This is a genomic window from Pseudonocardia sp. GCM10023141 (assembly GCF_042653605.1).
In genome coordinates this window covers 1-26285 of record NZ_JBHSIR010000089.1, presented here as the reverse complement: position 1 = coordinate 26285, position 26285 = coordinate 1, and the positions used below count along the sequence as shown (strand labels likewise).

The window sequence follows — 26285 nt, the reverse complement described above, 5'->3', positions numbered from 1 at the left end:
GGGCGTGGATGGGCGAAGGAGGCGGCACCCGGCCAGTCTTACCGGGCGGAGCGCCGGCTTGCAGGACGTGGCGGAGTGACCGGGCAAAGGGTAGCTGCCCGGGGCGTGACGTCGAGCACCGCCGGGACGTGTCGCGGGTGACCCCGTCGAGAACGTACCTGCTGTGATCAACAGGCCTCGATGATCGCAGCAACCGCGTTCTCGACGGTTCTGGCAGACGGGATACTGCACCGGTGAACGGGTTGGAGATGCGGTTCCTCGGGCACTCCACCGTGCGGTTGGAGCTGGCCGGACGCGTGGTGCTGACCGACCCCGTCCTCACCGCCCGGGTCGGGCCGCTGCGCCGGACCGGCCCGTCACCGGCACCGTCGGCCTGGGCCGACGCCGACGTCGTCCTGCTCTCCCACCTGCACGGGGACCACCTGCACCTGCCGTCGCTGCGGTTGCTGCGCGGCCGCCCGCGCGTCGTCGTGCCGCGCGGGGCCGGTGCCTGGTTGCGGTCGCGGGGGATCGAGCGGGTCGAGGAGTTGGCGCCCGGCGAGGAGTTCGTCGACGGCGACCTGCGCGTCGTCGGACTCCCGGCCACCCACAGCGGGCACCGCTGGGGCCCGCGCTCCACGCGCGGCCCGCAGGCCCGTGCGATGGGGCACCTCATCGAGAGCCCGCAGGCGCGGGTGTACAGCGCGGGCGACACCGACCTGTTCGACGGCATGCGCGAGCTCCCACCACTGGACGTCGCGCTGTTACCGGTGTGGGGCTGGGGTCCGACGCTGGGGCCGGGGCACCTGGACCCGGCCCGGGCCGCGGCCGCCGTGGGCCTGCTGGCGCCGCGGATGGCGGTGCCGGTGCACTGGGGGACGCTGGCGCTTGCCGGGCTCACCGGTGTCCCGGGTGGACCGGGCGCGCGCATGCGGTCGTTGCTGGTCGAGCCGCCGCGCACGTTCGCCGCCGCCGTGAACGCGGCCGGTCGGCCGGTCCGGGTGCTCGTCACCGAGCCCGGTGAGCGCGTCGCGCTGCCGGCGAGCCTCGGGGAGGCCCGACCGTGACCCTGTTCGGCATCGACTGGGCCGACCCCGCCGCCATCGGGTACCCGGCGCTGGGCATCGGTGTGCTCGTCGGCTCGATCGTCCCGGTGGTGCCCACCGGCGCCGTCGTGGGCGCCGCCGCCGCTATCGCCATGACCACCGATCACCTGTGGCTGCCGTTCGTGATCGCGCTGGCCGCCGCGGCCGCGCTGGTCGGTGACCTCGTGACGTTCGCCGTCGCGCGGGCCGGGAGCGCGGCGGCCGTGCGCTGGGTGGCGCGGGGGCAGCTGCCCGAGCGGCTCGATTCGGTGCGCGCGCAGTTCGGGACGCGCGGCTGGCAGTTGATCGTGATCGGTCGCCTCGTGCCGGCCGGGCGCATCCCGGTCCTGCTCGCCGCGGGTGCACTGGAGTACCCGTGGCGCCGGCTGGTGCCCGCCACCGCGGCCGCGTGCGTGCTGTGGGCGGGTGCCTACGCGGTGCTCGGGGTCGTCAGCGGCGGCCTGTTCGACAACCCGCTGGTCGCCTCGCTGATCGCCGCCGCACTCGTGTTGCTGGTCGGAGCCGTCACGGCGCTCGTGTCGCGATGGCGGGCCCGCCGCAAGGCCGAGGTGTCGGGGGCGGCCCGATGAGGGAGCAACGCGGGGGAGGACGGTTGCTGCGCGGCGGTCGCGTGCTGGCACGCGTGTTGCTGGTGTGGGTGCTCACGGTCGTCGCGCTGCGCCTGCTCGATGCGTGGCTGGCCGGGTTCTCGATGCCGCAGTTCTGGCAGCCGACGGTGGTGGCGCTGCTGTTCGGGCTGCTCAGCGCCGTGGTGTGGCCATTGCTGCTGAGGATCGCGCTGCCCGTCGCCCTGTTCACCCTCGGGCTCGGCTCCTACCTCGTGCTGGGCGCGGGGATGCTCGCGATCTCGTTCGCCGTCCCGGGTGTGGTCATCGCCGATCTCGGCACCGCCGTCGTGGTGACGGTCGGGATGTCGATCGTCGCGGCCGTGGTGAGCAGCCTGCTCGCCATCGACGAGGACGAGATCTTCTTCCGGCGCGCCGCCCGCCGCGCAGGCCCCGACGGTCACGACGACCGGCCACCCGGGGTGCTGTTCCTGCAGGTCGACGGGTTGGGGTTGGACACGCTGCGGCGCGCGGTCCGCGACGGCGACATGCCCACCTTCGCCAACTGGCTCGCCGAGGGCAGCCACGTGCTGACCGAGTGGCACACGGACTGGAGCTCGCAAACCGGCGCCAGCGTGTGCGGCCTGCTGCACGGCAGCAACGACGACATCCTGGGTTTCCGCTGGTACGAGAAGGACCGCGACCACGTCATGTACTGCGGGCACCCCGAGGACGCCGCCGAGATCGAGCGGCGCCATTCCGGCGGGTGCGGCCTGCTCGCCGTCGACGGGGCGGCGCGCGGCAGCCTCTTCACCGGCGACGCGCCGCACGTCAGCCTGACGATGAGCGCCGTCCCGCTGCTCACCGGGCGCAACCGTCGCCGGCACGGCCACGACCGGGTCGGCACCGGCTACTACGCGTACTTCGCGAACCCGGTGAACTTCCTGCGCACCTTCGCGGGGGCACTCGTCGACGTCCTCCGGGAGATCTCGGCGTCGACGCGGCAGCGCCGGGCCGGGGTGCGGCCGCGGGTGAACCGCGGCGGCTTCTATCCGTTCGCCCGGGCCGCCACCACGGTGATCGTCCGCGACGTCGTCGTGTCGGCGATCCTCGAGGACATGCTGGAGGGGCGGGCCTGCGTGTTCGCCGACTTCCTCGGCTACGACGAGGTCGCCCACCACTCCGGCGTGGAGCGGTTCGACGTGCTCGCGGTGCTGCGCGGGATCGACCAGCAGATCGGCAGGCTGCACCGGGCGACCCAGCTCGCCCCCCGGCGCTACCGGATCGTCGCCCTGTCCGACCACGGCCAGACGCAGGGCTGGGCGTTCGCCGACCGCTTCGGGGAGTCGGTCGAGGAGTTGGTCGGCAGGCTGTGCGGGGCGCCGCAGCCGGGCTCGGACCGGCGGGAGGAGAAGGCCTCGCAACGTCGCCCCGCCGCGGGTTGGCAGGTCGGCGCCGCGCTCGCCGAGGCGGCGTCGACCGGCCTGATCGCGGGTCGGCTGCGGGCCAGGGTCGAGCGGTCCGGGATGGCGCCCGATCGTCCTCGCACCGCAGAGGGCAGCCCCGGCAAGGTGGCGCGCGCCGCCCCGGGCGTCGTGGTGCTCGGGTCCGGGCACGTCGCGATGGTGTCGCTGACCGAGCACGTCGGCCGCGTCGACTTCGAGACGATCGAGCGGGAGTTCCCGGACCTGCTGCCCGGGCTCGTCGACCACCCCGGCGTCGGGTTCCTGCTGGTGCGCAGCGCCGAGTACGGGGCAGTGGTGCTGGGCCGCGACGGTCTGCGCAGGCTCGCCACCGACACGGTGCTCGGTGCGGACCCGCTCGCCGCGTACGGGCCGCACGCCGCCGACCTGATCCGCCGGGTCGACACGTTCCCGCACTGCCCCGATATCATGATCAACAGCGCCTACAGCGCCGCGACCGACGATGCGTCGCCGTTCGAGCCCCACGTCGGATCGCACGGCGGGATGGGCGGGGCGCAGTCGCGCGGCTTCCTGCTCCACCCGTCCGACCTGCCGGGTCCCGGCGAGGTGGTGGGGGCAGAGGCTCTGCACCAGGTGCTGCGCGGCTGGCTGACGCACCTGGGGCATCCGGCGCCGGAGCCCGATCCCGGTGCGGTGGCGCACACGGCCGCGAGCTGACGGCGCCCACCAGTTGGCCACTGCGCCGATGTCGGGACGTGGGCGCGGTGGCTGCTTGGTTGGCGCGGTGGGGCTTACGCTCGGTGTACGGCGCGGGATCGGACCGGCGGAGGAGGAGCGCGATGTCGGGCGAGTCCGAGGCCGAGGTCGCCGCGATGCTGGCCGCCAAGCTCCGTCCGGCCTGGCAGCCGGCTCCACCCGCGCCGGGGGAGCACGTGTACGTGTCCTTCGGGGTGCGCACGTCGCCTGCCTCGGCTGACGTCATGCCGGCACTGCCGATGGCCGAGGCGATGCGCTTGGTGGACGGGCTCTGGGAGGGTACACCGGAGGTGGAACTGCGGCTGGTGACCACGGGCGACTTCGCGCAAGGCATCCGGCACCCGGATCGGCTCGTGGATCGGCCGGCATGGGTCTTCACCTATCGCGGCACCACGGTGGTGCCGCGTGGCCGGGTACCGCGGAACTTCTCGCCGCCAAGAGGTGTCTCCACCGTCATGATCGACGCCGATACCGGCGCGCACATCCTCAACTGCCAGTCGGGGTACGGCCCCGACATCGGCTAGCCGGCCGCGCCGACCGGTTGGTCACGGCACCGATGCCGGGACGTCGGCGCGGTGGCTGCTGGGTTGGCGCGGTGGGGCCCGCCGCCCCGATGCCGCCCCCGCACCCCGCCCGGAGATTGCAGGAAGGCCACCTTGCCGCATGGATCTTGCGGCAAAGTGGCTGTCAGGAGAATCCCCATCCGCACGCGGCCTACCAGCGGGACCTATGGGAAGCGCACCCGACGCCCCGCGCCGGCCCCGTTGCAGGAAAGCCACTTTCCTGCCATGTCGTTGCGGGAAAGTGGCTTTCCTGCAACGCGACAGCCGGCCGCGCGCCGGTCGAGTGATCAACGCCCACAGGTTCCGGTTCGATCATGAGCCAGTGCGCGCTCGGCAGCGAACGCTGTGATCAACGCCCACTGGCTCATGGTCAACACCGAACCAGTAGGCGTTGATCATCGAATCGCACCGCTGGACCCATGTCGGGCCCTCCAGCGCTCCCGGAGCCTGATCCCGCGCGAACTGCGCCACAGCGCTGTCGCGGGGACCGTGGGGTGCGGCTTGTGCACGCCGGGTGGGCACGACCCGCCTCCTGTTGATCTGCCGGCCCGGCGAGGGCGCCCTGAAGCCGGGGCACATTGCCCCACCGCACCCGACAGCGCCGATTCTCATCGTTCATGGCGGCCGCAGGCCATGACGGACTTCCTGCAATGCGGGTGACGCCGGGCGACCTAGCGCTCCAGGCGCAGGATGTGGGCCACGTGGTTCCAGGGCTCCAGTCGCACGTAGTTGAACTGGCCCCATTCCCACGTCTCGTCGCTGACCTCGTCGTGGACCGTGACCCGGTCGTTCCAGTCCAGTCCGAGTGCCGCCATGTCCAGGGACGTGGTGCCCTGCTGCGCCTCGAAGGGGTCGAGGGTGCAGATCACGAGCACGGTGTCGCCCGTGAGCTTGTCGGTCTTCGAGTAGGCGATGATCGCCTCGTTGTCGACGTTGTGGAACGTGATGTCACGCAGCTGCTGCAGTGCCGGGTGGGCGCGGCGGATCTCGTTGAGCCTGGTCAGGTACGGCTCCAGCGACTCGCCCCTGGCGGCCGCAGCGGCGAAGTCGCGCGGGCTCAGCTCGTACTTCTCGGAGTTGTTGTACTCCTCGCTGCCCGGCTTGACCGGGGTGCCCTCGTAGAGCTCGAAGCCCGAGTAGACGCCCCACGTGGGCGCCATCGTGGAGGCCAGCGTGGCCCGGATGGCGAACATCGCCGGACCGCCGGTCTGCAGGTGCTCCGGGAGGATGTCCGGGGTGTTGACGAACAGGTTGGGCCGGCACTCGTCGGACCGCCCGGCGTGCATGAGGGCGAACTCGGTGAGCTCCGCCCTGGTGTTGCGCCAGGTGAAGTACGTGTAGGACTGGGTGAACCCGAGCCGGGCGAGCCCGAACAGCCGGGCCGGACGCGTGAACGCCTCGGCGAGGAACAGCACCTCGGGATGGCGGGCCTTGACCTGCCAGATCACCCAGTGCCAGAAGTTCGGCGGCTTGGTGTGCGGGTTGTCGACCCGGAAGATCTTGACGCCGTGCTCGACCCAGTGCAGCAGGACCCGCAGCGACTCCGCGTAGATCCCGGCGGGGTCGTTGTCGAAGTTGATCGGGTAGATGTCCTGGTACTTCTTGGGCGGGTTCTCGGCGTAGGCGATGCTGCCGTCGGCGCGGTGGGTGAACCACTCCGGGTGCTCGGTGACCCACGGGTGATCGGGCGCGCACTGCAGCGCGAAGTCGAGTGCCACCTCCATGCCGAGGTCGCCTGCGCGCTGCACGAACGCGTCGAAGTCCTCCAGCGTGCCCAGCTCGGGGTCGATGGCGTCGTGGCCGCCCTCGGCCGACCCGATCGCCCACGGCGAACCGACGTCGCCGGGGCCGGCGTTGACGTTGTTGTTGCGCCCCTTGCGGTGCTTGGTGCCGACCGGGTGGATCGGCGGCAGGTAGACCACGTCGAAGCCCATGGCGGCGACGCGGTCGAGCTCCTTGGCCGCGGTGACGAACGAGCCGTGCACGGCGCGGCCGGTCTCGTCGCGGCCGCCGGTGGAGCGCGGGAAGTACTCGTACCAGGAGCCGAAGAGCGCGCGGGTGCGGTCGACGTAGACCTGCTGCGGGCGCCCGCGGGTGATGAGCTCGCGAACCGGGCGCTCCGACATGATCGCCTCGACGGCCGGGAACAGCGCCGGGGCGACGCGCGAACGCAGCGGCATCGCGGTGTCGCGCAGCGCGTTGGCGGCGCCGAAGAGGAGATCGCGGTGGGCGCGCTCGGCGGGACGGCGGCCCACGCGCTGCAGCAGCCGGGCGCCGGCTTCGAGGTCGTTGGCGACCTCGGCGGCGTCCTGCCCGGCGTCGATCTTGACGGTGACGTTGTGGCGCCAGGTGGCCCACGGGTCGCTCCACGCGTCGACCCGGAACGACCACAGTCCCGGCTCGTCGGCGACGACGATCGCCTCGAACCGGTCGGTCTCCGGGCCCGCGGAGGTCATCCGGATGTGCTGGGCGGGCTCGCGGCTGCCGATGCGCTTCCACACGACGTTGGCGGCGACGGCGTCGTGGCCCTCGCGCCACACCGTGGCGACGACGGGGACGACCTCACCGACCACGGCCTTGCCCGGATAGCGGCCCGCGCCGACCGCGGGGCTGACGTCGTCGATTCCCAACCGACCTGTCATCGGCACACCCCCATCAGCGGCACCCGTCGCGTATGTCACAAACCTACCTACCCGCTTTCGCCACGATCGGAACGGGTGGCGCGCCGTCGCCGGGCGTTCACGTGATCGTTACGAGACTCCTCCGACCCGGTCGGGTCTGCAAGCATCCACCCGGTCGAGCAGGACGTGATCAGGCCTTCAGCGTTCGGACGAGTCCCATGACGTCCTCGGCGACGCCGCGTACCCCGGGAAGGCGGGTCAGCCGTACCAACCTATCGACAAGTGCGCCTCCCCGCTGGACGAGCAGCCGGGTGCGCCGCTGCCCGTCGCTGGTGTCGTGCACCCAGAACAGGACGTACCCCATGTGCATCAGCCACAGCAGTTCCGGGAGTTCGATGAGGATGGCGGCGGGCGCCTTGAGGTCCGAACCGACCACGACCTGACGGAAGATCGCGATGCTGGCCTCGCGGGCGGGCTCGGACTCCGGGCTGAACGGGGAGAGCGGGCTGGCGGGCTCCGCGGCGTTCTTGAAGAACTTGCCGGCGAACTCGTGGTAGGGCGCTGCGACGTCGAAGAACGCCTCCTGGACGCCTGCCAGCCGGCGCAGGAAGGTGGTCTCGTCGGCGAGCACGATCGCCGCCTGCGCCTCGTGCTCGACCTGCATCCGGTCGTAGAACGCCTGGATCAGGTGTTCCTTGCTGGCGACGTAGTAGTAGGCGTTGCCCAGCGAGACGCCCGCGGAATCGGCGATGGCCCGCATCGTCGTCTTCTCGTAGCCGCGCTCGCGGAACAGTTCCAGCGCCGCCGTCACGATCGCGGCCCGGGTCTGCTCGCCGCGGGCGGACTTGGGGCTGGCCGGCTCTGGCACGGCAGGCAGGCTACCCGCGCCGGGCGACCCGCCATCGGTCGTGGTCGAGCGGTTCATCGGGTCGTCGTCGGCGGTACGGCGCTGAAGGTGGGGTTCGGGCTGAAGGCGGGGTTCGGCGGGAAGTACGGGGCCTTCGGCTGGTTCTCGCCGTCGAGGTGGCGCCGCCGCATCGACGTGAACACCCGCACGTTGATCATGTGCAGCGCGCCGAGCACGAGCATCACCACGCCGAGCTTCGCGCTGAGCTGCTCGATCAGGGACTGCAGGTTCTGCACCTCGCTGCTGGCGCGCAGGAACAGCGTCATGAAGCCGAGTGTCACCAGGTAGAAGCCGACGACGAGCAGCCGGTTGACGGCCGCGGCGAGGTCGGCGTTGCCCGCGAAGACGTCGAGCAGGAACAGGCTGCCGTTGCGCCCGAGCGTGGTGGCGACCCAGATCGTGAGCGGCACGCAGATCAGCAGGTAGGTCAGGTACATGGCGACGGTGAGGGTCATGACGGCTCCCAGATTGAACGTGTTCAAGTATCGGCACGAAAGCTAGCACGGGACTTGAACACGTTCAAGTAAGACGCGAACGGCTTGCTTGACCGATCCCGCCATCGATTCATCTACGCTCTCTGCCCGTGAGAGCTCTTCGGCGGTTCACCGTCCGCGCCCAGCTGCCGGCGTCGCTGGCCCCCCTTCAGACGTTGGCCACGAACCTGCGGTGGAGCTGGCATGCGCCCACCCATGACCTGTTCGCGACGCTCGATCCGAAGGCATGGGAGCGGGCCGGCCAGGATCCCGTCCGGCTGCTCGGCGAGATCTCGACCGGGCGGCTGGCGGAGCTCGCGGCCGACGCCGAGACGGTCGTGACCGTCCGCGAGCTCGCCGACGACCTCGCCACCTACCTGGCCCAGCCGCGCTGGTACCAGACCGAGCGCGAGGACGACCCGACGCTGCCGGCCGCCATCGGCTACTTCTCGATGGAGTTCGGCGTCTCCGAGGTGCTGCCCAACTACTCGGGCGGCCTCGGCGTGCTGGCGGGTGATCACCTCAAGGCGGCGTCGGATCTCGGGCTGCCGCTGATCGGCGTCGGCCTGCTCTACCGCTCGGGCTACTTCCGCCAGTCGCTCTCGCTGGACGGCTGGCAGCTCGAGACCTACCCGGTGCTCGACCCGCAGGGCCTGCCGCTGCAGCTGCTCACGGGCGCGGACGGCGAGCCCATCCTCATCGAGGTCGCCATGCCTGCCGGGCGCACGCTGCGGGCACGGGTGTGGCAGGCGGCCGTCGGACGCGTCCCGCTGCTGCTGCTCGACTCCGAGATCGAGGAGAACGAGCCCGACCTGCGCAGCGTCACCGACCGGCTCTACGGCGGCGACCAGGACCACCGCATCCGGCAGGAGATCCTCGTCGGCATCGGCGGGGTCCGCGCGGTGCGCGCGTTCTGCGCCATCACCGGGCACCCCCAGCCCGAGGTCTTCCACACCAACGAGGGCCACGCGGGCTACCTCGGCCTCGAGCGCATCCGGGAGCTGTCCGGGCTGGGACTCACTGCCGGCTCCGCCGGCGGGAGCCTCTCCTTCGACGAGGCAGTCGCCACCGTCCGCGCCGGCACCGTGTTCACCACCCACACCCCGGTGCCCGCCGGCATCGACCGGTTCCCCGTCGACATGGTGCAGCACTACTTCACCCCGCAGCTGCTGCCCGGAGTGCCCACCGACCGCGTGCTCGCTCTGGGTTCCGAGGCCAACCCCAGCATGTTCAACATGGCCCACATGGGGCTGCGGCTGGCCCAGCGGGCCAACGGTGTCTCGAAGCTGCACGGTGCGGTCTCGCGCGGCATGTTCGGCAGCCTCTGGGAGGGCTTCGACACCGACGAGGTGCCGATCGGCTCGGTCACCAACGGCGTGCACGGCTCCACCTGGGAGGCCCGCGAGGTCACCGAGCTCATCGGGGAGCCCGACGGCAGCACCGCCGACGTCTCCGACGACACGCTCTGGCAGCTGCGCAACGGGCTGCGCGCCCGGCTCGTCGACGAGGTGCGCCGCCGCGTTCGCGAGGCGTGGCTGCAGCGCGGCGCGTCGGTTCCCGAGCTGTCGTGGACCGACCACGTCTTCGACCCGAACGTGCTCACCGTCGGCTTCGCGCGCCGCGTGCCCACCTACAAGCGGCTCACCCTGATGCTGCGCGACAAGGACCGGCTGCGCGACCTGCTGCTGGATCCGCACCGCCCGGTGCAGCTCGTGGTGGCGGGCAAGAGCCACCCGGCCGACGACGGCGGCAAGGCGCTGATCCAGGAGATCGTCCAGTTCGCCGACGACCCGGCCGTGCGCCACCGCATCGTTTTCCTGCCCGACTACGACATGTCCATGGCCCGCTACCTCTACTGGGGCTGCGACGTCTGGCTGAACAACCCGCTGCGCCCGCTGGAGGCCTGCGGGACGTCCGGGATGAAGTCGGCGCTCAACGGCGGGCTCAACCTGTCGATCCGCGACGGCTGGTGGGACGAGCTCTACGACGGCTCCAACGGCTGGGCCATCCCCACCGCCGACGGCATCGACGACCCCACGCGCCGCGACGACCTCGAGGCCAACGCGCTCTACGAGCTGCTGGCCACGCAGGTGGGCCCGGCGTTCTACGACCGCACCGACGAGGGCGTGCCGAGCCGCTGGGTCGAGCTGGTGCGCCACACGCTCACCACGCTGCGCCCGCAGGTCCAGGCCACGCGGATGGTGCGCGAGTACGCGGAGAACCTCTACGCGCCCGCCGCGCGTGCGGCCGCGGGGGTCATCGCCGACGGGTTCGCGGGTGCCAAGGAGGTCGCGGCCTACCGGGCGCGGCTCAACAGCGCGTGGACGCGCGTCGCGGTGCTCGGCGTCGACGCGTCCGGGCTGCCCGACACGCCGGTGGTCGGCGCGCCGATGACGGTGCGCGCGTCGGTGGCGCTCGCCGGGCTGAGCCCCGACGACGTCGTGGTGCAGGCCGTGGTGGGCCAGGTCGACGAGACCGACGACCTGCGCGACGCCGAGACCGTGGCGATGCAGCACGTGGGCAGCGCCGACGGCGACGGCGACCGGTTCGAGGCCGTCGTCCCGCTGCCGTACGCCGGGCTCACCGGCTACACCGTGCGCGTGCTTCCCCACCACCCGCTGCTGGCCTCGGCGGCGGAGCTGGGCAAGGTCGTGCTGGCCGGGTAGCGCACGCAGCGTCACACCGGCATCGGGTCCGGAACGTCAGGAAGGCCACCTTCCCGCAAGGATCTTGCGGCAAGGTGGCCTTCCTGCAATGCGGGCGGAGCCGGACGAGCTACTTGTTGTAGCTGTTCGGCGACCAGAGAACGGCACCGTCACCGTTGTAGAGCACGACGTTGCGGTCGTCCTGGACCTTGAGGTACGCGTTGGTGCCCGAGGTGTTGGACGCCCAGCGCACGCCACCGTCCTCCTTGTAGAGGACCAGGTTGCCATCGGCCTGCACGTCGAGGCGCGCACCCGGGGCGTCGTGGATGTCGGCATCCCACTCGGCGCCGTCCGGGCCACCGACCGCGAGGTTGCCGTCCGGCAGCACACCGAAGTGGTACTGGCCGTTCTCGGAGTCGATGCGCTGGTCGCCAGACAGGCTACCGCCGACCTGAACCGTGTCGCTCATGCTTGTCCCCTCGTTCCTCAAAGCCGGCTCGCCACGCCCACGTCGGACGTGGCCGCACGGCAGGGGGCGAGAATAGGGCCATCCACCGATGGCGGCATTTCAGGGGCCACCGATGTCACTCTTCCGACAACCGGTGGTCACCTTTCGGCCATCCGAGGGACCGTCGAATCGGGATTCCCCCGGACAGACGGGCCCGAACGGTCCTACGAGCAGCACCCGCCGCCGCAGCAACCACCGGCCCGCGCGGGCGGGGCGCCGCTCATCCCGCCGACCGCCACCGTGGTGAGCAGCTTGACGGTGTCGGCGTGGCCCTCCGGGCAGCGCGCAGGCTCGCTCGAAGCGCTCATGGGGCGGCTGACCTCGAAGGTCTCCGAACATTCGCGGCAGCGGAAGTCGTAGCGGGGCACGGGAGGAGACTACGCGTCCCGCCGCGGTGATGGGCCCCGGTCAGCCGGCTGGGGTGTGGCGCAGCAGGAGCAGGGAGCGCGGCGCGAGCGTGATGGTCGTCGCGCCCGGGAGGGGACGACAGCCGGCAGGCGCGCCGTCGGGGCGCGTGCTGTCGAGCACCGTGGTGAACGTGCCGTCGGGCGGGAGCGTGGCGGGGATCGCGTCGGTGCCCGCGTGCAGCAGCAGCAACCACTCGCCGCGCAGCAGCCCCAGGCTGTGCAGGTCGGCGTCGTGCCAGTCGCCGCCGCTGATCAGGCGCCCGGCCGGGTGCCACCACAGGACGTCACCGTCGCGGTAGAAGCGGTCCCGGTGCAGCGCGGGGGAGCCGCTGCGGATCGCCGTGACGCGCGCGGTGAACGCCGTGAGCGCCTCGGCCTCCGGCCCGTCGGTCCAGTCCAGCCACGACGTCTCGTCGTCGCGGCAGTAGGCGTTGTTGTTGCCGCCCTGGGTGCGCCAGCGCTCGTCGCCCGCCACGAGCATCGGCGTGCCCGTCGACAGCAGCATCGTGCCCAGCAGCGCGCGGGCCGTGCCCAGCCGCCGCGCGACGATCACCGGGGAGGACGTCTCACCCTCGACGCCGAAGTTCTGCGAACGGTTGTCGTCGGTGCCGTCGCGGTTGGACTCGCCGTTGGCCTCGTTGTGCTTGCCCTCGTAGGAGAGCAGGTCGCGCAGGGTGAACCCGTCGTGCGCGGTAACGAAGTTGACCGAGGCCCACGGCCGTCGCCCCGAGACCTTGTAGAGGTCCGAACTTCCGGTCAGGCGCGAGGCGACCTCGCCGATCCCGCCGTGGCCGCGCCAGAAGTCCCGCACGGCGTCGCGGTAGCGCCCGTTCCACTCCGACCACGCGACGCCGAACCCGCCGACGCGGTAGCCCTCACCGGTCGCGTCCCACGGCTCCGCGATCAGCTTGGCCCGCGAGAGGATCGGATCGATCGCGATGGCCGTCAGCAGCGGCGCGTGCGGGTCGAACGTGCCCGACCGGGGGCGTCCCAGCACGCTGGCGAGGTCTATCCGGAACCCGTCCACGCCGAACGTCGTGACCCAGTGCCGCAGCGCGTCGCAGACCAGCCGGATCACGGTGGGTGAGCCCGAGTCGAGGGTGTTGCCCGTGCCGGTGATGTCGGCGTCGTGGCCGTTGCCCCCGAGCGAGTAGTACGCGGGTGCGTCGAGCCCGCGGTAGCTGATGGTGGTGCCCCCGACCCCGCCCTCGGCGGTGTGGTTGGGCACGACGTCGAGGATCACCTCGATGCCGGCGCCGTGCAGCGCCCGCACCATGGTGCGGAACTCCTCGATCTCCGCTCCGGGCACGCTCGCGTAGCCGGCGTGCGGGGCCATGAACCCGAGCGTCGCGTAGCCCCAGTAGTTGCTCAGGCCGCGCTCCAGCAGCGGCGGCTCGTCGGCGATCGCGCACACCGGCAGCAGCTCCACCGCCGTGACGCCGATGCGCTTGAGGTGGGCGAGGACGGCCGGGTGGGCCAGCCCCAGGTAGGTCCCGCGGTGCTCGGGCGGCACCTCGGGGTGGCGCATCGTGTAGCCGCGCACGTGCAGCTCGGTGATCACCGTCTCCGACCACGGGACGTCCGGACGGTCGGCCGGGGTGAGCACGTCCGGCGCGGTGACGACCGAGAGCGGAACGTGCCCCAGCGAGTCCAGCGTGCTGGCCGGGCCGGTCATCGGGTCCTCGGTCCAGCCGCGGGCCGCGAGCAGGTCGGTGACACTCCCGGTGATGCGCCGGGAGTACGGGTCGACGAGGATCTTCGCCGGGTTGGCGCGCAGCCCCTCCCACGGACGGTACGGACCGTGCACCCGGTAGCCGTACCGCTGGCCGGGCCGAACCCCCGGAACGTGACCGTGCCATACCCCGAACGTGCGGTCGGGCAGTTCCACACGGCGTTCGACCAGATCGGCGCCTGCGCCGTCCACGAGGCACACCTCGACAGCGTCGGCGCTGGTGGAGGCGACAGCGAAGCGGACCCCACCGGTGTCGGCATGGGCACCCAGCGGGAAGACAGACACGATCGGCGAGGATAGGCCCCGTGGCCGCTCCTGGATCATCCCGTGAGTCCATCCTCACCGACCCCGCCCCTGACCTCACCGACCTCGTGGTGCGCATGGACGGGGTCGCCGTCCGCCGCGGCACCTCCACGCTGCTGCACGACGTGAACTGGGCCGTCGAACTCGACGAGCGCTGGGTGGTGCTCGGACCGAACGGCGCCGGGAAGACGACGCTGCTGCGGATGGCTGCGGCGGAACTGCACCCCACCGAAGGCACAGTGCACGTGCTCGGCGAGCGGCTCGGCCGGGTCAACGTCTTCGAGCTGCGCACCCGGATCGGGCTGTGCTCGGCGGCGCTGGGCGTGCGCGTGCCGCCGGAGGAGATCGTGCGCGACGTCGTCGTCAGCGCGGGGTACGGGGTGCTGGGCCGCTGGCGCGAGGAGTACGACAGCGCCGACACCGAGCGCGCCGAGTACCTGCTCGACGCGCTGGGCGTGCGGGGGCTGGGCGAGCGCACGTTCGGCACGCTGTCCGAGGGCGAGCGCAAGCGCACCCTGATCGCCCGCGCGCTGATGACCGACCCCGAACTGCTCCTGCTCGACGAGCCGGCCGCCGGGCTCGACCTCGGTGGCCGCGAGGACCTGGTCGGGCGGCTCACCGCGCTGGCGGCCGATGCGGATGCGCCGGCGTCCGTGCTGGTCACCCACCACGTCGAGGAGATCCCGATCGGCTACAGCCACGGGATCCTGCTGCGCGAGGGCGGTGTGGTGGCGGCGGGGCTGCTCGACGACGTGCTCACCGACGAGAACCTGACCACCACCTTCGGCGTCCCGCTGGCCGTGCAACGGCGCCGCGGGCGCTACACGGCCTGGTTGCGCTGAGGACTACTAGAGTCCGACCTGTGACCGAATTCGTGAAGCTCGAGGTCGACGGCGGCGTGGGCACGATCCGGCTGGACCGGCCCCCGATGAACGCCTTCAGCCGGCAGGTCCAGGAGGAGCTCAAGGAGTGCGCCGAGGAGGCCACCCGCCGTGCCGACGTCCGTGCGGTGATCGTCTACGGCGGCGAGAAGGTGTTCGCCGCGGGCGCCGACGTCAAGCAGATGGCGGCGATGCCGCCCGCGGAGATGTCGGCCGTCGCGCGCCGGCTCAACGCCTGTTTCGGGTCGATGTCGGAGATCCCCAAGCCGACGGTCGCCGCCATCACCGGCTACGCCCTCGGCGGCGGCATGGAGGTGGCGCTGAGCTGTGACCGGCGCATCTGCGGCGACAACGCCCGCCTCGGCCAGCCCGAGATCCTGCTGGGCGTCATCCCCGGTGGCGGTGGGACGCAGCGGCTGGCCCGGCTCGTCGGGCCGTCCCGCGCCAAGGACCTGATCTACACCGGCCGCATGGTCAAGGCCGACGAGGCGCTCGCGATCGGGCTCGTCGACGAGGTCGTCGCCCCCGACGACGTCTACGCCGCGGCCCGGCGCTGGGCCGAGCAGTTCGTCGACGGGCCCGCTGCCGCGCTCGCTGCCGCGAAGCGCGCCATCGACGGCGGCCTGGACGTCGACCTGCGCACCGGTCTCGACATCGAGGCCGACGCTTTCGCGGCGCTCTTCGCCACCGAGGACGGCCGCACCGGCCTCACCTCGTTCGTCGAGAACGGGCCGGGGAAGGCGAAGTTCGTCGGGCGGTGAACGCCACGTCCGGCGTCGTCGCGGCTGGTGGTGCGGCGGTCTAGGGTTGCTACCCATGAGTACGGACCCGGCCCCGAACCCGCACGCCACCGCCGAGCAGGTGGAGGCCGCGCGCCACGACCGCAAGCTGGCGAACGTGCTGTACCACGACTGGGAGGCGGGCTCCTACGACGAGAAGTGGTCGATCTCGTACGACGAGCGCTGCATCACCTACGCCGCCGACCGGTTCCGGCTCGTCGCGGGTGATCACGACTGGCCCTACGAGCGGGCGTTGGAGCTCGGGTCGGGCACCGGGTTCTTCCTGCTCAACCTGATGCAAGCGGGCCTGGCGAAGTCCGGCTCGGTCACCGACCTGTCGCCCGGCATGGTGCAGGCCGCGCTGCGCAACGCCGAGCACCTCGGCCTCGATGTCGACGGCCGGGTCGCCGACGCCGAGCGCATCCCGTACGAGGACGACACGTTCGACGTGGTGGTCGGCCACGCCGTGCTGCACCACATCCCCGACGTCGAGCTGGCGCTGCGCGAGGTGCTGCGGGTGCTCAAGCCCGGTGGCCGGTTCGTGTTCGCAGGCGAGCCCACGAAGATCGGCGACCTCTACGCCCGCCGGTTGGGCGCGCTGACCTGGAAGGCCACCACCGAGCTCACGAAGCTGCCGCTGCTGGCGAGCTGGCGACGTCCGCAGGCCGAGCTGGACGAGTCGTCACGGGCCGCGGCGCTGGAGGCGGTCGTCGACATCCACGTCTTCGACCCCGACGAGCTGGAGGCCATGGCCGAGCGGGCGGGCGCGCGCGACGCGCAGGTGCGCACCGAGGAGTTCAGCGCCGCGATGCTGGGCTGGCCGGTGCGCACGTTCGAGGCGGCCGTTCCCGCCGGCAAGCTCGGCATGGGCTGGGCGATGTTCGCCTACCGCAGCTGGCAGCGGCTGTCCTGGTTGGACGAGAACGTGCTGTCGCGGGTGGTTCCGCGCGGCTGGTTCTACAACGCGCTCGTCACCGGCACCAAGGCGCGGCCCACCGACACGGCCACGTAGTCCTACCGATTCGATCCCGCCGGTGACGCGCGACGATGGCCAGATGACCCCGACCCGACTGGTGGTGCGCCGGACACTGACGATCTCAGTGGCCGCACTCGCCGCCGTGCTGGCGGCGTTCGCCGTCCTCCTCGCCGTGCAGTCGCGCCCCACCGAGACGGTGGCGCAGGTCCGGGCGTCGCTGGAGCGGGACGTGTCGGCACTGCCCGGGGTGGCCGCCGCACCCGGACCCGACGTGCCGTGCTCGTGGTTCGGCGTCGACGGGGCACCCGCGAACGGCAAGGTGCGCCCGCACGTGCTGCTCTCGGGGCTCGAGCCGATGGCCGCCGGGGCGCCGAGCGACCTGGACGCGGTCGCCGCGGGGCTGGCGGCCAGGGGCTGGTACGTGGAGCGTCCCGCCGGTGGGCTGGAGGCGACCAACCCCGACGGGCGCCGCATCACCGCGCAGGCCGGGGGCGACCTGAACGTCGAGGGACCGTGCGTGTGGCCCGAGGGCGAACGGAAGCCGTTGCGGTGACGGCACCCGGCCCGGGGCTCTCGACCGCCGACATGGAGCAGCCGCTCGAGCCGCTGTGGCGCGGGCTGATGGTCTACCGCGTGCTGACGCTGATCAGCGCGATCGTCGTCACGCTGGCCAACCTGCAGTCCTACGCCTCGCCCGCCGGTGCCGTCGGGGTGCTGGCCGTGATGGCCACCTGGACGGTGCTCACCGGCTACGTCTACTTCCCGTCCGCCGCCACCGCCCGCGACCGGCGCGGTCGCGTCGCGCTCGCCGACGCCGTCGTCACCGCGGCGGTCATGGCCACCACGCCGCTCGTGCAGACGGTGGCCCAGATCAACGCCGACGCGCCCGTCATGGGCTCGATCTGGACGTCGGGCGGCGTGCTGGCGTGCGCGCTCGCGTTCGGGATCCCGGGAGGGCTCGGGGCCGCTATCGCCACGTCGGTCGTGCTGGTGGCGGTGCAGGCGGAGGTCGTGACGGAGCTGGGCGACATCCAGCTGCTCGTGCTCGTCGGGCTCACGATCGGGTTCGCGTCGATGGTGCTGCGCCGGTCCGGGGACCGGCTGCGCCGCGCGATCATGCACGAGGCCGCGATGATGGAGCGCGAACGGCTGGCCAGGGCGGTGCACGACGGTGTGCTGCAGGTGCTGGGCTACGTCCGGCGCCACGGAGCCGAGCTCGGCGGTGCCGCCGGGGAGCTCGGCAAGCTGGCGGGCGAGCAGGAGTACGCGCTGCGGTCGCTGCTCACCACGGGTCCGGCGCCCGTCGACCTCAACGGACGGCGCGATCTCGCGGCCGCGCTGCGGATGCTGGGCACGTCCCGGATCAGCGTCTCCACGCCCGCACATCGGGTGGAGCTGCCTGCCCACGCCGCCGACGAGCTGGTGGCGGTGGTGGGGGCGGCGCTCGCGAACGTCGCGCTGCACGTCGGGCCGGAGGCGCCGGCGTGGATCCTGCTCGAGGAGGTCACGATGGACGCCGGTGTCCACGGCGTCGAGATCAGCGTGCGCGACGCGGGGCCCGGGATCCCGGCGGGGCGGCTCGACGCGGCCGCGGGCGAGGGGCGGCTCGGGGTGGCGCGCTCGATGCGGGGGCGGGTGCACGATCTGGGCGGCACCATCGACTGTGACACCGGACCGGACCGCGGCACCGAATGGATCATCCGGCTGGCTCGGCAGGACCGGGCCTGAGCGTGCAACACCAACGGGAGACGCACCAATGACCGACGAGATCACGGTGATGGTCGTCGACGACCACCCGATGTGGCGCGAAGGCGTCGCCCGCGACCTCACCGAGCGCGGGCTCAAGGTGGTGGCGACCGCCGCCGACGCCGCTGCGGCCGTCCGCATCGCCCACGCGACCCGGCCGCAGGTGGTGCTGATGGACCTGCACCTCGGCGAGACGTCCGGCGTCACGGCCATCGAGGGCATCCTCGAGAAGCAGCCGGCCACGAAGATCCTGGTGCTGTCGGCGAGCGGCGAGCACACCGACGTCCTCGACGCGGTCTAGGCGGGCGCCACGGGGTACCTGGTGAAATCGGCCGGTGTCGAGGAGCTCATCGCGGCCGTGCGGCGCACCGCCGACGGGTTCCCCGTGTTCACGCCCGGGCTGGCCGGGCTGGTGCTCGGCGAGTTCCGCAGGCTCGCCGGGGAACCGGCCGCGGCACCGGGCCAGCCGGCCGTCCCGGTGCTCACCGACCGGGAGACCGAGGTGCTGCGCTTGGTGGCGAAGGGGCTCACGGCCAAGCAGATCGGGGAGCGGCTCGTGCTGTCGCACCGCACCGTCGAGAGCCATGTGCAGAACACGCTGCGCAAGCTGCAGCTGCACAACCGCGCCCAGTTGGTCCGTTATGCCATCGAGCAGGGCCTCGCCGACGACGACTGACAGTGATCTTGATCAGCCGTCCGGGTGGTGCCTGCCCCAGACAGGTTCGCCGGGCCGTCGACTCCGGGAGTATTCCGGACAAGATCGCAACGGGCGGGGGGCGGATGGCCGAGTCGACGGCTGCGGTGACGGTCGTGCTCGTCTGCTCCGGAGCCGCGCGTACCGCGGAGGCGCTCGGGATGGCCGACGTCACGGTGGTCGGCCGCGCGACGCAGGCGGTCGAGGCGGCGCGGCTCGTGGGCCGACACCGCCCGGACGTCGCCGTCGTCGACCTGGACACGGCGGGGGCCGAGGGGTCGGCCGCGATCGCCGCCGTCGCCGACGTCCTGCCGCCCACACCGGTCCTCGCTGTCTCCGCGCACGCCGACCACGCCGCGGTGCTCGCCGCCGTCAGCGCGGGCGCCGCCGGGTTCCTGGTGTGGTCGGCCGGGGCGACCAGGCTGGTCGCCGCCGTCCGTCGGGTGGCGGCGGGGGAGGCCGTCTTCAGCCCGGGGCTCGCCGACGTCGTGCTGGAGGCGCACGGGCGGCTCAGCGGGCCCGAGGCGGCCGCGCGGCTGACCGATCGCGAGGCCGACGTGCTGCGGCTGGTGGTGGAGGGCCTGACGGGCCGGCAGATCGCCTCCCGGCTGGTCCTGTCGCCCCGCACCGTCGAGAACCACGTGCAGCACCTGCTGCGCAAGCTGGGACTGCCCAACCGCGCCGCCCTCGTCCGCTACGCGATCGAACAGGGCCTGGCCTGACCCCGCGAGTCGGGACGAACGGCCCCGCGAGTTGCGCCAGAACGTCCCGCGAGTTGCGCTCAACGGCCCCGCGAGTTGGGCCAGAACGTCCCGCGAGTTGCGCTCAACGGCCCCGCGAGTTGGGCCAGAACGTCCCGCGAGTTGCGCTCAACGGCCCCGCGAGTTGGTCAGAACGTCCCGCGAGTTGGGCTGCCCAACGCGGTGATCTCATGTTCCCTCACGCCGAAGTGGTATCGCTCGACCAGCTGAGCGCAATTGCACCCGAGACGCTCGCGCAACTCGCGGGGCGTTTGAGCGCAACTCGCGGGGCGTTTGGGCGCAACTCGCGGGACGTTTGGGCGCAACTCGCGGGACGGTTGGGCGCAACTCGCGGGGGTGGGGGGAGCCAGGCGCGGGTGGGGCGGGTCGGTGGGGGACCTCGGCATAGGGTCAGGTGCATGACCAGCATGTGGGGGTCGCCGCTGCGGGACAGGTGGGGTCGGTCCGGCCGTCGCGATCCGCAGCAGGCCCGCTTCCTGACGATGGCGTCGCTGCGGTGGGTGCTGCGCAACCGGGCCTACACGCCCTGGTACCTCGTGCGCTACCTGCGCCTGCTGCGGTTCCGGCTCGCCAACCCGCACGTCGTGCTGCGCGGCATGGTCTTCCTCGGCAAGCGCGTGGAGCTGCATGCCAGGGCCGGTTACGGGCGCCTGGAGATCGGGCGCTGGGTGCACATCGGCGACGGCAACTCGCTGCGCTGCCACGAGGGGTCGCTGCGGATCGGGGACAAGGTCGTGTTCGGCAAGGACAACACGGTCAACTGCTACCTCGACATCGAGATCGGGGCCACCACGATCGTCGCCGACTGGGTCTACGTCACCGATTTCGACCATCGCATCGCCGATGTCACCATCCCGATCAAGGACCAGGGCATCGTGAAGACGCCGGTGCGGATCGGGCCCGACGTCTGGGTCGGCACGAAGGTCAGCGTGCTGCGCGGCACCCGCGTCGGGCGCGGTTCCGTGCTCGGCGCGCACGCCGTGGTGCGCGGTGACATCCCGGAGTACTCGATCGCCGTCGGGGCGCCGGCGAGGGTGGTCCGCAACCGCCGCGCCGATTACGATGCGGCCGCGCAGGAGCGCGCCGCGCTCGCCGACATCGCCCGGAAGACCGCGGCGGCGGTGCAGCGCAGCCTGGAACGGACTGAATCGATGTGAGCTGGGTCTGGTTGGGTAACGCGGCCGCTCGGAACGACGTTGGAACCTGTGTAGGAACCATCGTCTCCGAGAGGACGTGCCCGATCATGAAGGACGCCACCGTCCACCGCCTCAACGCGCTCGACGCGCTCGACGCGGAGTACACCGCCGCGGTCAACGCGGCTGTGGAGGAGGACCGCGACGACCTGATCCAGCAGCTCGTCGCCGACTACCCCGTGGCCGTGCAGCAGCTCATGACCGGCGACGCCGCCTGAGCGGTTTCGCCTCCTCGCGGCCGAACACGTTGCCGGTCGGGATCTTGGGCCGGCCCAGCGTGATCGGGCCGCGAACGGCGGCACGGGCGTAGACCTGCGCCGTGCCCGCCGCGATCGCGCTCCAGTCGAACGCCGCCCCCAGCCTGCCGCGAGCCGCCTCGGCACGTCGGGCCGCAGCGCGGGGGTCGGCCAGCACCGACGTGACGGCGACGGCCAGCGCCTCGACATCACCGGGCGGGAAGGACACCCCGGTCGCCCCGTCCAGCACCACCTCGCCGAGTCCCCCCGCCGTCGAGGACACCAGCGGCGCCCCCGCGGCGGCGGCCTCGAGCGCGACGATGCCGAACGGTTCGTAGCGGCTCGGCAGCACCACGGCGTCGGCGGCTGCCAACGCGGCCGTCAGGTCCTCGTCGGGCAGGTGCCCGAGGAACCGGACGCTGCGCCGCACGCGGTGGGTGCGGGCGGTGGTCACCAGCATGTCGGCAGCCGTGCCGGTGCCGGCCACGAGCAGCACGGTGCCCGGGTGCGCGGCCCGGATGCGCGGCAGTGCGGCGATCAGGTCGTGCACGCCCTTCTCGTACTCCAACCGTCCGAAGTAGAGCAGCAGTGGCACGCCGGCAGGCGCGAACCGCGCCCTGGCCGCGGCGACGTCGGCGGGCGCCACCCGCCACTGCCGGGGCGTGATCCCGTTGTGCAGCACCGTGATCGGCGCCGCGTCCAGCTCGAAGAGCTCGGCCACCTCATCGCGCATGGCGGCCGAGCAGGTGATCAGCGCGTCGGCCCGGTTGGCGAGCCACCACTCCACCGAGTGCACCTGGCGGGACAGCGGCGACGACAGCCAGCCCGCGTACCGGCCGGCCTCGGTGGCGTGCAGGGTGGCGACGAGCGGCACATCGAGCATGTCGGCCAGCGCGATCGACGGGTGCGCGACCAGCCAGTCGTGGGCGTGGATGACGTCGGGCCGCCACCCGGGCAGCAGCCCGGTCAGCGCCGCGCGCAGCAGTGCATGGCCCATCGCGAGCGTCCAGGCGACCATGTCGCGCTCGAACTCCAGGTGCGCCGGGTCCTCGGCGACGGCGAGCACGCGGACCCCGTCGACGACCTCGTCGAGCGTGGGGTGGGTCTCGGCATCGGTGCCCGCCGGGCGCCGGGAGAGCACCACGACGTCGTGGCCCGCGGCGACCAGCTCGGTGGCGATGGCGTGCACGTGCCGGCCCAGGCCGCCGATGACGACCGGGGGGTACTCCCACGAGACCATCAGCACCCGCATCGACTGATCCTCGCAAACTCCCCCGATCGGGTTACCGAAGGGTAGGTAGTTGGTGCGAGAGCGTGTGGGCCTGCTGTGAAGAGCGGCCCCCGAGTGGTGACACGGACGTGGCGTCCCTGATCATGGGAGCATCACGACCGGGACGAGGTAGCAGTGCAGAAGCGGACAGGGATCGTCGCGGCCGTCGCCGCGGTCGCGATACTCGGCGCCGTTGCACTGGTGCGCACCACCTCGCCGGTGGAGGTGGAAGCGACCGCAGGGGTGGCGCGGCCGGCCACCCAGCAGGCGACCCCTGCCGCGGGAGCGCCCGCGGCCACCGCGGTGGCGCCCCAGCAGGCTGCCCCGTCGCCCGCTTCGACCCCGGCGGCCCCGGCCCCGCGCTGGTCGGCGGCTGGCGCGCTCTTCGACGGCGCCCCGGACGCGCTGGGCGCCCACTTCTGCAGCGCGTCGGTGGTCGACAGCCCGCGCGGTGACACCCTGATCACCGCCGCGCACTGCGTCACCGACGGCGACGGCACGCCGCCGCGCACCGGCATGCTCTTCGTGCCCGGCTACTCCGACGGCGTGGCGCCGTTCGGGGCCTGGACGGTCACCGCCGCGGCCGTCGATCCGCGGTTCGTCGCCGACGCCGACGTCGAGGCCGACGTCGCGTTCCTGACGGTCAGCAGGCCGGACTCGCCGCCCATCGAGGCGGTCACCGGCGCGTTCCGGCTGGCCACCGACCCGGGTGCGGTCAACAACGTGGAGGTCTACGGGCTCCCCGACACCGACGAGGCGCCGACCATCCGTGCGGGCACCACCTCGCAGCCGTCCGAGCACCAGTTGCAGCTCGACGCGCTCGGCCTCTACGACGGCGTCAGCGGTGGCCCGTGGGTGCGCGACGGTGACCAGGTCATCGGCGTGACGGGCGGCTACGAGCAGGGCGGCAGCACCCCTGACGTCTCCTATGCCACCTACCTCGGTCCCGACGTCGCGGGGCTGCTCGCTCGGCTCGACTGAGCGCCGCGCGCCGACCACCGCGAGGTGGCCGGCAGTGCGCTGAGCCGGATGTGACCGAACGGCACGGGTGGGCCCGGTCGGGGACGGGTGTGGCCGGCTCGCAGCTGTGCCGCCAGCTCTTCGACGCGGGCGGCGTGGCCGTGGGCCCGCTCCCGCGCGTAGCCGGCCGCCGAGTCCTTGCTGACCATGAACGCCCAGTCGCTCGACAGCGCCAGCAGCGCCTCCTGGGCCAGCGCGTCCGCCACCGCCCCGGTGGCAGGCGCGGCGTCGATGAGCGTCTTCTGCACCCGTTCGTTCAGCTCGATGAGGTCGCTGACCAGGTCGCCCGCCCAGACCCGCCAGTCCTTGCCGGAGCCCCACGACGACGGTGGCACCTCGACGGGGCCGGCCACCAGCCCGGCGTCGACGGCGCCGCGCAGCGTGGTGACGCGCACCCCGGCCGCCGGCAGCGCCCGCAGCACCGCCTCCAGCCACGCCGGACCCTCGTGCCACCAGTGCCCGAAGAGCTCGGTGTCGAACGCCGCGACGGTCAGCGCAGGGCGTCCGTGCTGCTCACGCAGGTCGACGAGCCGTTTGCGGACGACTGACACGAAATCGGCGGCGTCCCGGGCGACCGCGGCGGCGGCCCGGTCGGGCTCGTAGGGCCGCTTGTCCTGCGGTGCCACCGACCGGCCGGTCACCCGGGCCGGTTTGAGGCCGGACTCGTGGTCGAAGGTGTGGAAGTCGCGGTAGTCCCGACCGCCCGGATAGCCCGAGCGCGGCGACCAGACGCGGTAGGTGACGTCGAGGTCGCGGCCGAACGTCACGACGTCCGACGTCCCGACGGTGCGGGCGAACCCCGTATCACCGTGCAGCGCGGGCCCGTCGACGAGGAAGCGGGCCACCCCGGCCGCGGCGTAGCCGTGCTCCATCCCTGGTTCGTAGCCGCACTCCGGTGCCCAGATCCCGGACGGTCGGGAGCCCAGCCGGATCGTGGCGTCGGCCAGCCCCGCCTCCAGGGCGAACGCGCGGACCTCCGGCTTCAGCAGCGGCCCGAACGGGTGCGTCGCCGGTCCGCCGAGCAGTTCCAGCACGCCCTCGTCGGACAGGCCGCGCAGCATCGGCGACGCCCCGTGGCGCCAGTGCGTCTCGAAGTCGGCGATCGCGGCGCTCGCGAGCCGGTGCTCGTGGGCGGCCAGCGCGGGCAGCCGGGGTGCGGCGTCGTGGGCGCGCAGCAGCCAGCCGCCGAGCCAGTGGTGCAACCCGGTGAGGCAGTGCGGGTCGTCGAGCTGTGCCGCGAGCACTGGCGTGACGCCGAGGGTGAGCAGGTTGCGCCTGCCCTCGTCGGCGAGGCGCCGCACGACGTCGAGCACGGGCAGGTAGGCGTGCGCCCACGACTGGTAGAGCCACTCCTCGCCGACCGGCCAGCGGCCGTGGTGCGCCAGCCATGGCAGGTGGCTGTGCAGTACCAGGCAGAACGTGCCGACGGGCTCCTGCCCGAGCGTCGGATCGCCGGTCACCGGACGGCCAGCGCGACCAGGTCGAGGCTCGTGTCCACATCGGCGGGGGAGAGCATGAAATCGGCGCTCGTCACCGACTCCACATCGGACAGCAGCGCGGCCGGCCAGGCGGATCCGTCGAGCGCCACCGCCACCTGGGCGTCCACGATGGACCCACCGTGGCGGGCGTCCAGCTCCCGCAGCGCAGGGCCGTGGTGGAGCCCGAGCACCTCGACGCCGGTGAAGCCGGCGTCGGCGATCAGCCCGCCCAGCTCGGCGCCCGCGAGCTCGCGCGTGTGGAACGGGTTGAGCGGGGTGTCGCGCCCGGGGGAGAACGTGATGCGGTTCGGGGTGGATACGAGCAGCGCGCCACCGGGGCGCAGGACGCGGTGGCACTCGCGCAGGAAGCGCTCCTGCTCCCACAGGTGCTCGATGACCTGCAGCGACACGACGACATCGCAGCTCGCATCGGCCACGGGCAGCGCGACGAGGTTGGTGCGCGCGACGCCGATCCGCGGGTAGCGGCGGGCCACGTACTCGGCGGTCGGCTGGTCGTAGTCCAGCGCCAGCACCCGCTTCGCGACGCCCGCGAGCAGGTCGGCGCCGTAGCCCTCACCGCAGCCGGCCTCGAGCACCACTGCGCCCGCGCACCGCGGCGCGAGTTCGAGGTAGACCGCCTCGTGGCGGCGGAACCAGTAGTTCTCCTCCGGGATGCCGGGGAGCGTACGTTCACCCGTGAGCAACAGATCAGCCACGTGACCAGCGACGATCGGTTCGTCGCTCACGTTGTGCCGCCCTCGACCGGTTCCGCACAGCGCTCGTTGGCGACGAAACCATCGACGAGGAGGGATCCGATGGATGAGCTTGTCGAGCTGGCCGAATAGTGGGATCTCACGCTGGGTACGGTCTCAGAAGAGACCAGGACCGTGTGCGGGCGGGCTGTCCGACAGTTCGACGCCTGGCTCGGGCAGGCCCATTCCCGGCGTCCGTGCGATGAAGGACATCGAGTGTCGCCACATCGACGGCTGGATGAGGTACCTCGACGAGACCCTGAACCGGAGTGGTGCGACCCGGCGGGCTCGGCTCATGGCCTTGCCTGGTGCGGCGACCACGAACGTCCACCGGGTCCCTCGCGCGCCCAGGCGGCCCTCGCGGCGTTGCCGACCTTGCGAATACCCCGGTATGAGCTGCGGCCGGCGCGAGGAGCCGCCTGGATCACGCGATGAACCCGGCAACGTTCGTGGCCGCCGCACTAGAGCCTGTCCCGTGGATCATGGAACAGGGTCGCGTAGCCAGATCCGGATCGATGCAACGTCGATGG

Annotated in this window: 23 protein-coding genes and 1 pseudogene; 15 read left to right on the top strand and 9 right to left on the bottom strand. The window is 72.4% G+C overall.

Annotated features, from left to right (window positions below; all coding sequences use genetic code 11):
* Window positions 1–233 precede the first annotated feature (233 nt).
* The 4 genes from ACFPFQ_RS47955 to ACFPFQ_RS47940 all read left to right on the top strand — a co-directional run bounded on the left by ACFPFQ_RS47955 (window position 234) and on the right by ACFPFQ_RS47940 (window position 4334).
* Window positions 234–1046, top strand: a complete 813-nt coding sequence (locus ACFPFQ_RS47955) for an MBL fold metallo-hydrolase (RefSeq protein WP_379630005.1) — start codon at window positions 234–236, stop codon at window positions 1044–1046.
* A gap of 11 nt (window positions 1047–1057) precedes the next feature.
* On the top strand, window positions 1058–1654 hold the full coding sequence (locus tag ACFPFQ_RS47950; protein WP_379630031.1) for a DedA family protein: 597 nt from the start codon (window positions 1058–1060) through the stop codon (window positions 1652–1654).
* A complete protein-coding gene (locus ACFPFQ_RS47945) occupies window positions 1651–3771 on the top strand; it encodes a phage holin family protein (protein ID WP_379630004.1) in 2121 nt (706 codons plus the stop codon). Before ACFPFQ_RS47950 ends, ACFPFQ_RS47945 begins: the two co-directional genes overlap by 4 nt.
* Window positions 3772–3893: 122 nt before the next feature.
* Window positions 3894–4334, top strand: coding sequence for a hypothetical protein (locus ACFPFQ_RS47940; protein WP_379630003.1), 441 nt, complete (start codon window positions 3894–3896; stop codon window positions 4332–4334).
* A gap of 710 nt (window positions 4335–5044) precedes the next feature.
* On the opposite strand, the gene ACFPFQ_RS47935 is transcribed toward ACFPFQ_RS47940, so the two are convergent.
* The 3 genes from ACFPFQ_RS47935 to ACFPFQ_RS47925 form a co-directional block, all read right to left on the bottom strand.
* Window positions 5045–7015: an alpha-1,4-glucan--maltose-1-phosphate maltosyltransferase gene (locus tag ACFPFQ_RS47935; protein ID WP_379630002.1), complete on the bottom strand. Its 1971-nt coding sequence runs from the start codon at window positions 7013–7015 to the stop codon at window positions 5045–5047.
* 169 nt (window positions 7016–7184) lie between these two features.
* The gene (locus ACFPFQ_RS47930) at window positions 7185–7862 is read right to left on the bottom strand and encodes a TetR/AcrR family transcriptional regulator (protein WP_379630001.1); all 678 of its coding nucleotides are present in this window, start codon (window positions 7860–7862) and stop codon (window positions 7185–7187) included.
* A 53-nt stretch (window positions 7863–7915) separates the two neighbouring features.
* Window positions 7916–8356, bottom strand: coding sequence for a hypothetical protein (locus tag ACFPFQ_RS47925; protein ID WP_379630000.1), 441 nt, complete (start codon window positions 8354–8356; stop codon window positions 7916–7918).
* A 128-nt stretch (window positions 8357–8484) separates the two neighbouring features.
* On the opposite strand from ACFPFQ_RS47925, the gene glgP reads away from it, so the two are divergent.
* Entirely contained in the window at window positions 8485–11040 is a 2556-nt protein-coding gene (glgP, locus tag ACFPFQ_RS47920) for an alpha-glucan family phosphorylase (RefSeq protein ID WP_379629999.1), read from the top strand.
* 109 nt (window positions 11041–11149) lie between these two features.
* Here the strand turns inward: glgP and ACFPFQ_RS47915 are convergent, their stop codons facing one another.
* The 3 genes from ACFPFQ_RS47915 to glgX all read right to left on the bottom strand — a co-directional run bounded on the left by ACFPFQ_RS47915 (window position 11150) and on the right by glgX (window position 13990).
* Window positions 11150–11488 (bottom strand): hypothetical protein, encoded by a 339-nt coding sequence (locus tag ACFPFQ_RS47915; RefSeq protein ID WP_379629998.1) that lies wholly within the window; start codon window positions 11486–11488, stop codon window positions 11150–11152.
* Window positions 11489–11691: 203 nt separating this feature from the next.
* A complete protein-coding gene (locus ACFPFQ_RS47910; RefSeq protein ID WP_379629997.1) occupies window positions 11692–11895 on the bottom strand; it encodes an FmdB family zinc ribbon protein in 204 nt (67 codons plus the stop codon).
* Window positions 11896–11935: 40 nt separating this feature from the next.
* On the bottom strand, window positions 11936–13990 hold the full coding sequence (gene glgX, locus ACFPFQ_RS47905) for a glycogen debranching protein GlgX (protein WP_379629996.1): 2055 nt from the start codon (window positions 13988–13990) through the stop codon (window positions 11936–11938).
* Window positions 13991–14046: 56 nt separating this feature from the next.
* Between glgX and ACFPFQ_RS47900 the strand changes: the two genes are divergently transcribed.
* The 9 genes and pseudogenes from ACFPFQ_RS47900 (at window position 14047) to ACFPFQ_RS47860 (ending at window position 21217) form a co-directional block, all read left to right on the top strand.
* Window positions 14047–14811 (top strand): ABC transporter ATP-binding protein, encoded by a 765-nt coding sequence (locus ACFPFQ_RS47900; RefSeq protein ID WP_379630030.1) that lies wholly within the window; start codon window positions 14047–14049, stop codon window positions 14809–14811.
* A 20-nt stretch (window positions 14812–14831) separates the two neighbouring features.
* Complete coding sequence (locus ACFPFQ_RS47895; RefSeq protein ID WP_379629995.1) at window positions 14832–15611, top strand: enoyl-CoA hydratase/isomerase family protein; 780 nt, start codon at window positions 14832–14834, stop codon at window positions 15609–15611.
* Between the two features lie 55 nt (window positions 15612–15666).
* The gene (locus ACFPFQ_RS47890) at window positions 15667–16641 is read left to right on the top strand and encodes a class I SAM-dependent methyltransferase (RefSeq protein WP_379629994.1); all 975 of its coding nucleotides are present in this window, start codon (window positions 15667–15669) and stop codon (window positions 16639–16641) included.
* A gap of 43 nt (window positions 16642–16684) precedes the next feature.
* A complete protein-coding gene (locus tag ACFPFQ_RS47885) occupies window positions 16685–17158 on the top strand; it encodes a hypothetical protein (protein ID WP_379629993.1) in 474 nt (157 codons plus the stop codon).
* A complete protein-coding gene (gene macS / locus ACFPFQ_RS47880) occupies window positions 17155–18333 on the top strand; it encodes a MacS family sensor histidine kinase (RefSeq protein ID WP_379629992.1) in 1179 nt (392 codons plus the stop codon). Before ACFPFQ_RS47885 ends, macS begins: the two co-directional genes overlap by 4 nt.
* A 28-nt stretch (window positions 18334–18361) precedes the next feature.
* A pseudogene (locus tag ACFPFQ_RS47875) lies at window positions 18362–19027 on the top strand (response regulator).
* A 104-nt stretch (window positions 19028–19131) separates the two neighbouring features.
* Complete coding sequence (locus tag ACFPFQ_RS47870) at window positions 19132–19767, top strand: LuxR C-terminal-related transcriptional regulator (RefSeq protein ID WP_379629991.1); 636 nt, start codon at window positions 19132–19134, stop codon at window positions 19765–19767.
* Window positions 19768–20204: 437 nt separating this feature from the next.
* On the top strand, window positions 20205–20963 hold the full coding sequence (locus ACFPFQ_RS47865; RefSeq protein WP_379629990.1) for an acyltransferase: 759 nt from the start codon (window positions 20205–20207) through the stop codon (window positions 20961–20963).
* 86 nt (window positions 20964–21049) lie between these two features.
* Window positions 21050–21217 carry a hypothetical protein gene (locus ACFPFQ_RS47860; protein ID WP_379629989.1) on the top strand — a complete coding sequence of 56 codons (168 nt, stop codon included), beginning with the start codon at window positions 21050–21052 and terminating at the stop codon, window positions 21215–21217.
* Here the strand turns inward: ACFPFQ_RS47860 and ACFPFQ_RS47855 are convergent.
* Entirely contained in the window at window positions 21195–22487 is a 1293-nt protein-coding gene (locus tag ACFPFQ_RS47855; RefSeq protein WP_379629988.1) for a glycosyltransferase family 4 protein, read from the bottom strand. The genes ACFPFQ_RS47860 and ACFPFQ_RS47855 overlap by 23 nt on opposite strands.
* Window positions 22488–22640: 153 nt before the next feature.
* Here ACFPFQ_RS47855 and ACFPFQ_RS47850 point away from each other — a divergent pair, with 153 nt between their 5' ends.
* Window positions 22641–23486, top strand: coding sequence for a trypsin-like serine peptidase (locus ACFPFQ_RS47850; RefSeq protein WP_379629987.1), 846 nt, complete (start codon window positions 22641–22643; stop codon window positions 23484–23486).
* Here the strand turns inward: ACFPFQ_RS47850 and ACFPFQ_RS47845 are convergent.
* Both ACFPFQ_RS47845 and ACFPFQ_RS47840 read right to left on the bottom strand, forming a co-directional pair.
* Window positions 23441–24985 carry a 1,4-alpha-glucan branching protein domain-containing protein gene (locus ACFPFQ_RS47845; protein WP_379629986.1) on the bottom strand — a complete coding sequence of 515 codons (1545 nt, stop codon included), beginning with the start codon at window positions 24983–24985 and terminating at the stop codon, window positions 23441–23443. The genes ACFPFQ_RS47850 and ACFPFQ_RS47845 overlap by 46 nt on opposite strands.
* Entirely contained in the window at window positions 24982–25719 is a 738-nt protein-coding gene (locus ACFPFQ_RS47840) for a class I SAM-dependent methyltransferase (RefSeq protein ID WP_379629985.1), read from the bottom strand. The genes ACFPFQ_RS47845 and ACFPFQ_RS47840 overlap by 4 nt, the downstream gene beginning before the upstream one ends.
* Window positions 25720–26285 lie beyond the last annotated feature (566 nt).

What these genes read in the sequence shown, in the direction of transcription:
- ACFPFQ_RS47945 (WP_379630004.1), top strand. Translation starts at nt 1,651, where the DNA reads ATGAGGGAGCAACGCGGGGGAGGACGGTTGCTGCGCGGCGGTCGCGTG.
- ACFPFQ_RS47940 (WP_379630003.1), top strand. Translation starts at nt 3,894, where the DNA reads ATGTCGGGCGAGTCCGAGGCCGAGGTCGCCGCGATGCTGGCCGCCAAG.
- ACFPFQ_RS47935 (WP_379630002.1), bottom strand. Translation starts at nt 7,015, where the DNA reads ATGACAGGTCGGTTGGGAATCGACGACGTCAGCCCCGCGGTCGGCGCG.
- ACFPFQ_RS47925 (WP_379630000.1), bottom strand. Translation starts at nt 8,356, where the DNA reads ATGACCCTCACCGTCGCCATGTACCTGACCTACCTGCTGATCTGCGTG.
- ACFPFQ_RS47915 (WP_379629998.1), bottom strand. Translation starts at nt 11,488, where the DNA reads ATGAGCGACACGGTTCAGGTCGGCGGTAGCCTGTCTGGCGACCAGCGC.
- glgX (WP_379629996.1), bottom strand. Translation starts at nt 13,990, where the DNA reads ATGATCCAGGAGCGGCCACGGGGCCTATCCTCGCCGATCGTGTCTGTC.
- ACFPFQ_RS47900 (WP_379630030.1), top strand. Translation starts at nt 14,047, where the DNA reads ATGGACGGGGTCGCCGTCCGCCGCGGCACCTCCACGCTGCTGCACGAC.
- ACFPFQ_RS47890 (WP_379629994.1), top strand. Translation starts at nt 15,667, where the DNA reads ATGAGTACGGACCCGGCCCCGAACCCGCACGCCACCGCCGAGCAGGTG.
- ACFPFQ_RS47885 (WP_379629993.1), top strand. Translation starts at nt 16,685, where the DNA reads ATGACCCCGACCCGACTGGTGGTGCGCCGGACACTGACGATCTCAGTG.
- ACFPFQ_RS47870 (WP_379629991.1), top strand. Translation starts at nt 19,132, where the DNA reads ATGGCCGAGTCGACGGCTGCGGTGACGGTCGTGCTCGTCTGCTCCGGA.
- ACFPFQ_RS47865 (WP_379629990.1), top strand. Translation starts at nt 20,205, where the DNA reads ATGACCAGCATGTGGGGGTCGCCGCTGCGGGACAGGTGGGGTCGGTCC.
- ACFPFQ_RS47860 (WP_379629989.1), top strand. Translation starts at nt 21,050, where the DNA reads ATGAAGGACGCCACCGTCCACCGCCTCAACGCGCTCGACGCGCTCGAC.
- ACFPFQ_RS47855 (WP_379629988.1), bottom strand. Translation starts at nt 22,487, where the DNA reads ATGCGGGTGCTGATGGTCTCGTGGGAGTACCCCCCGGTCGTCATCGGC.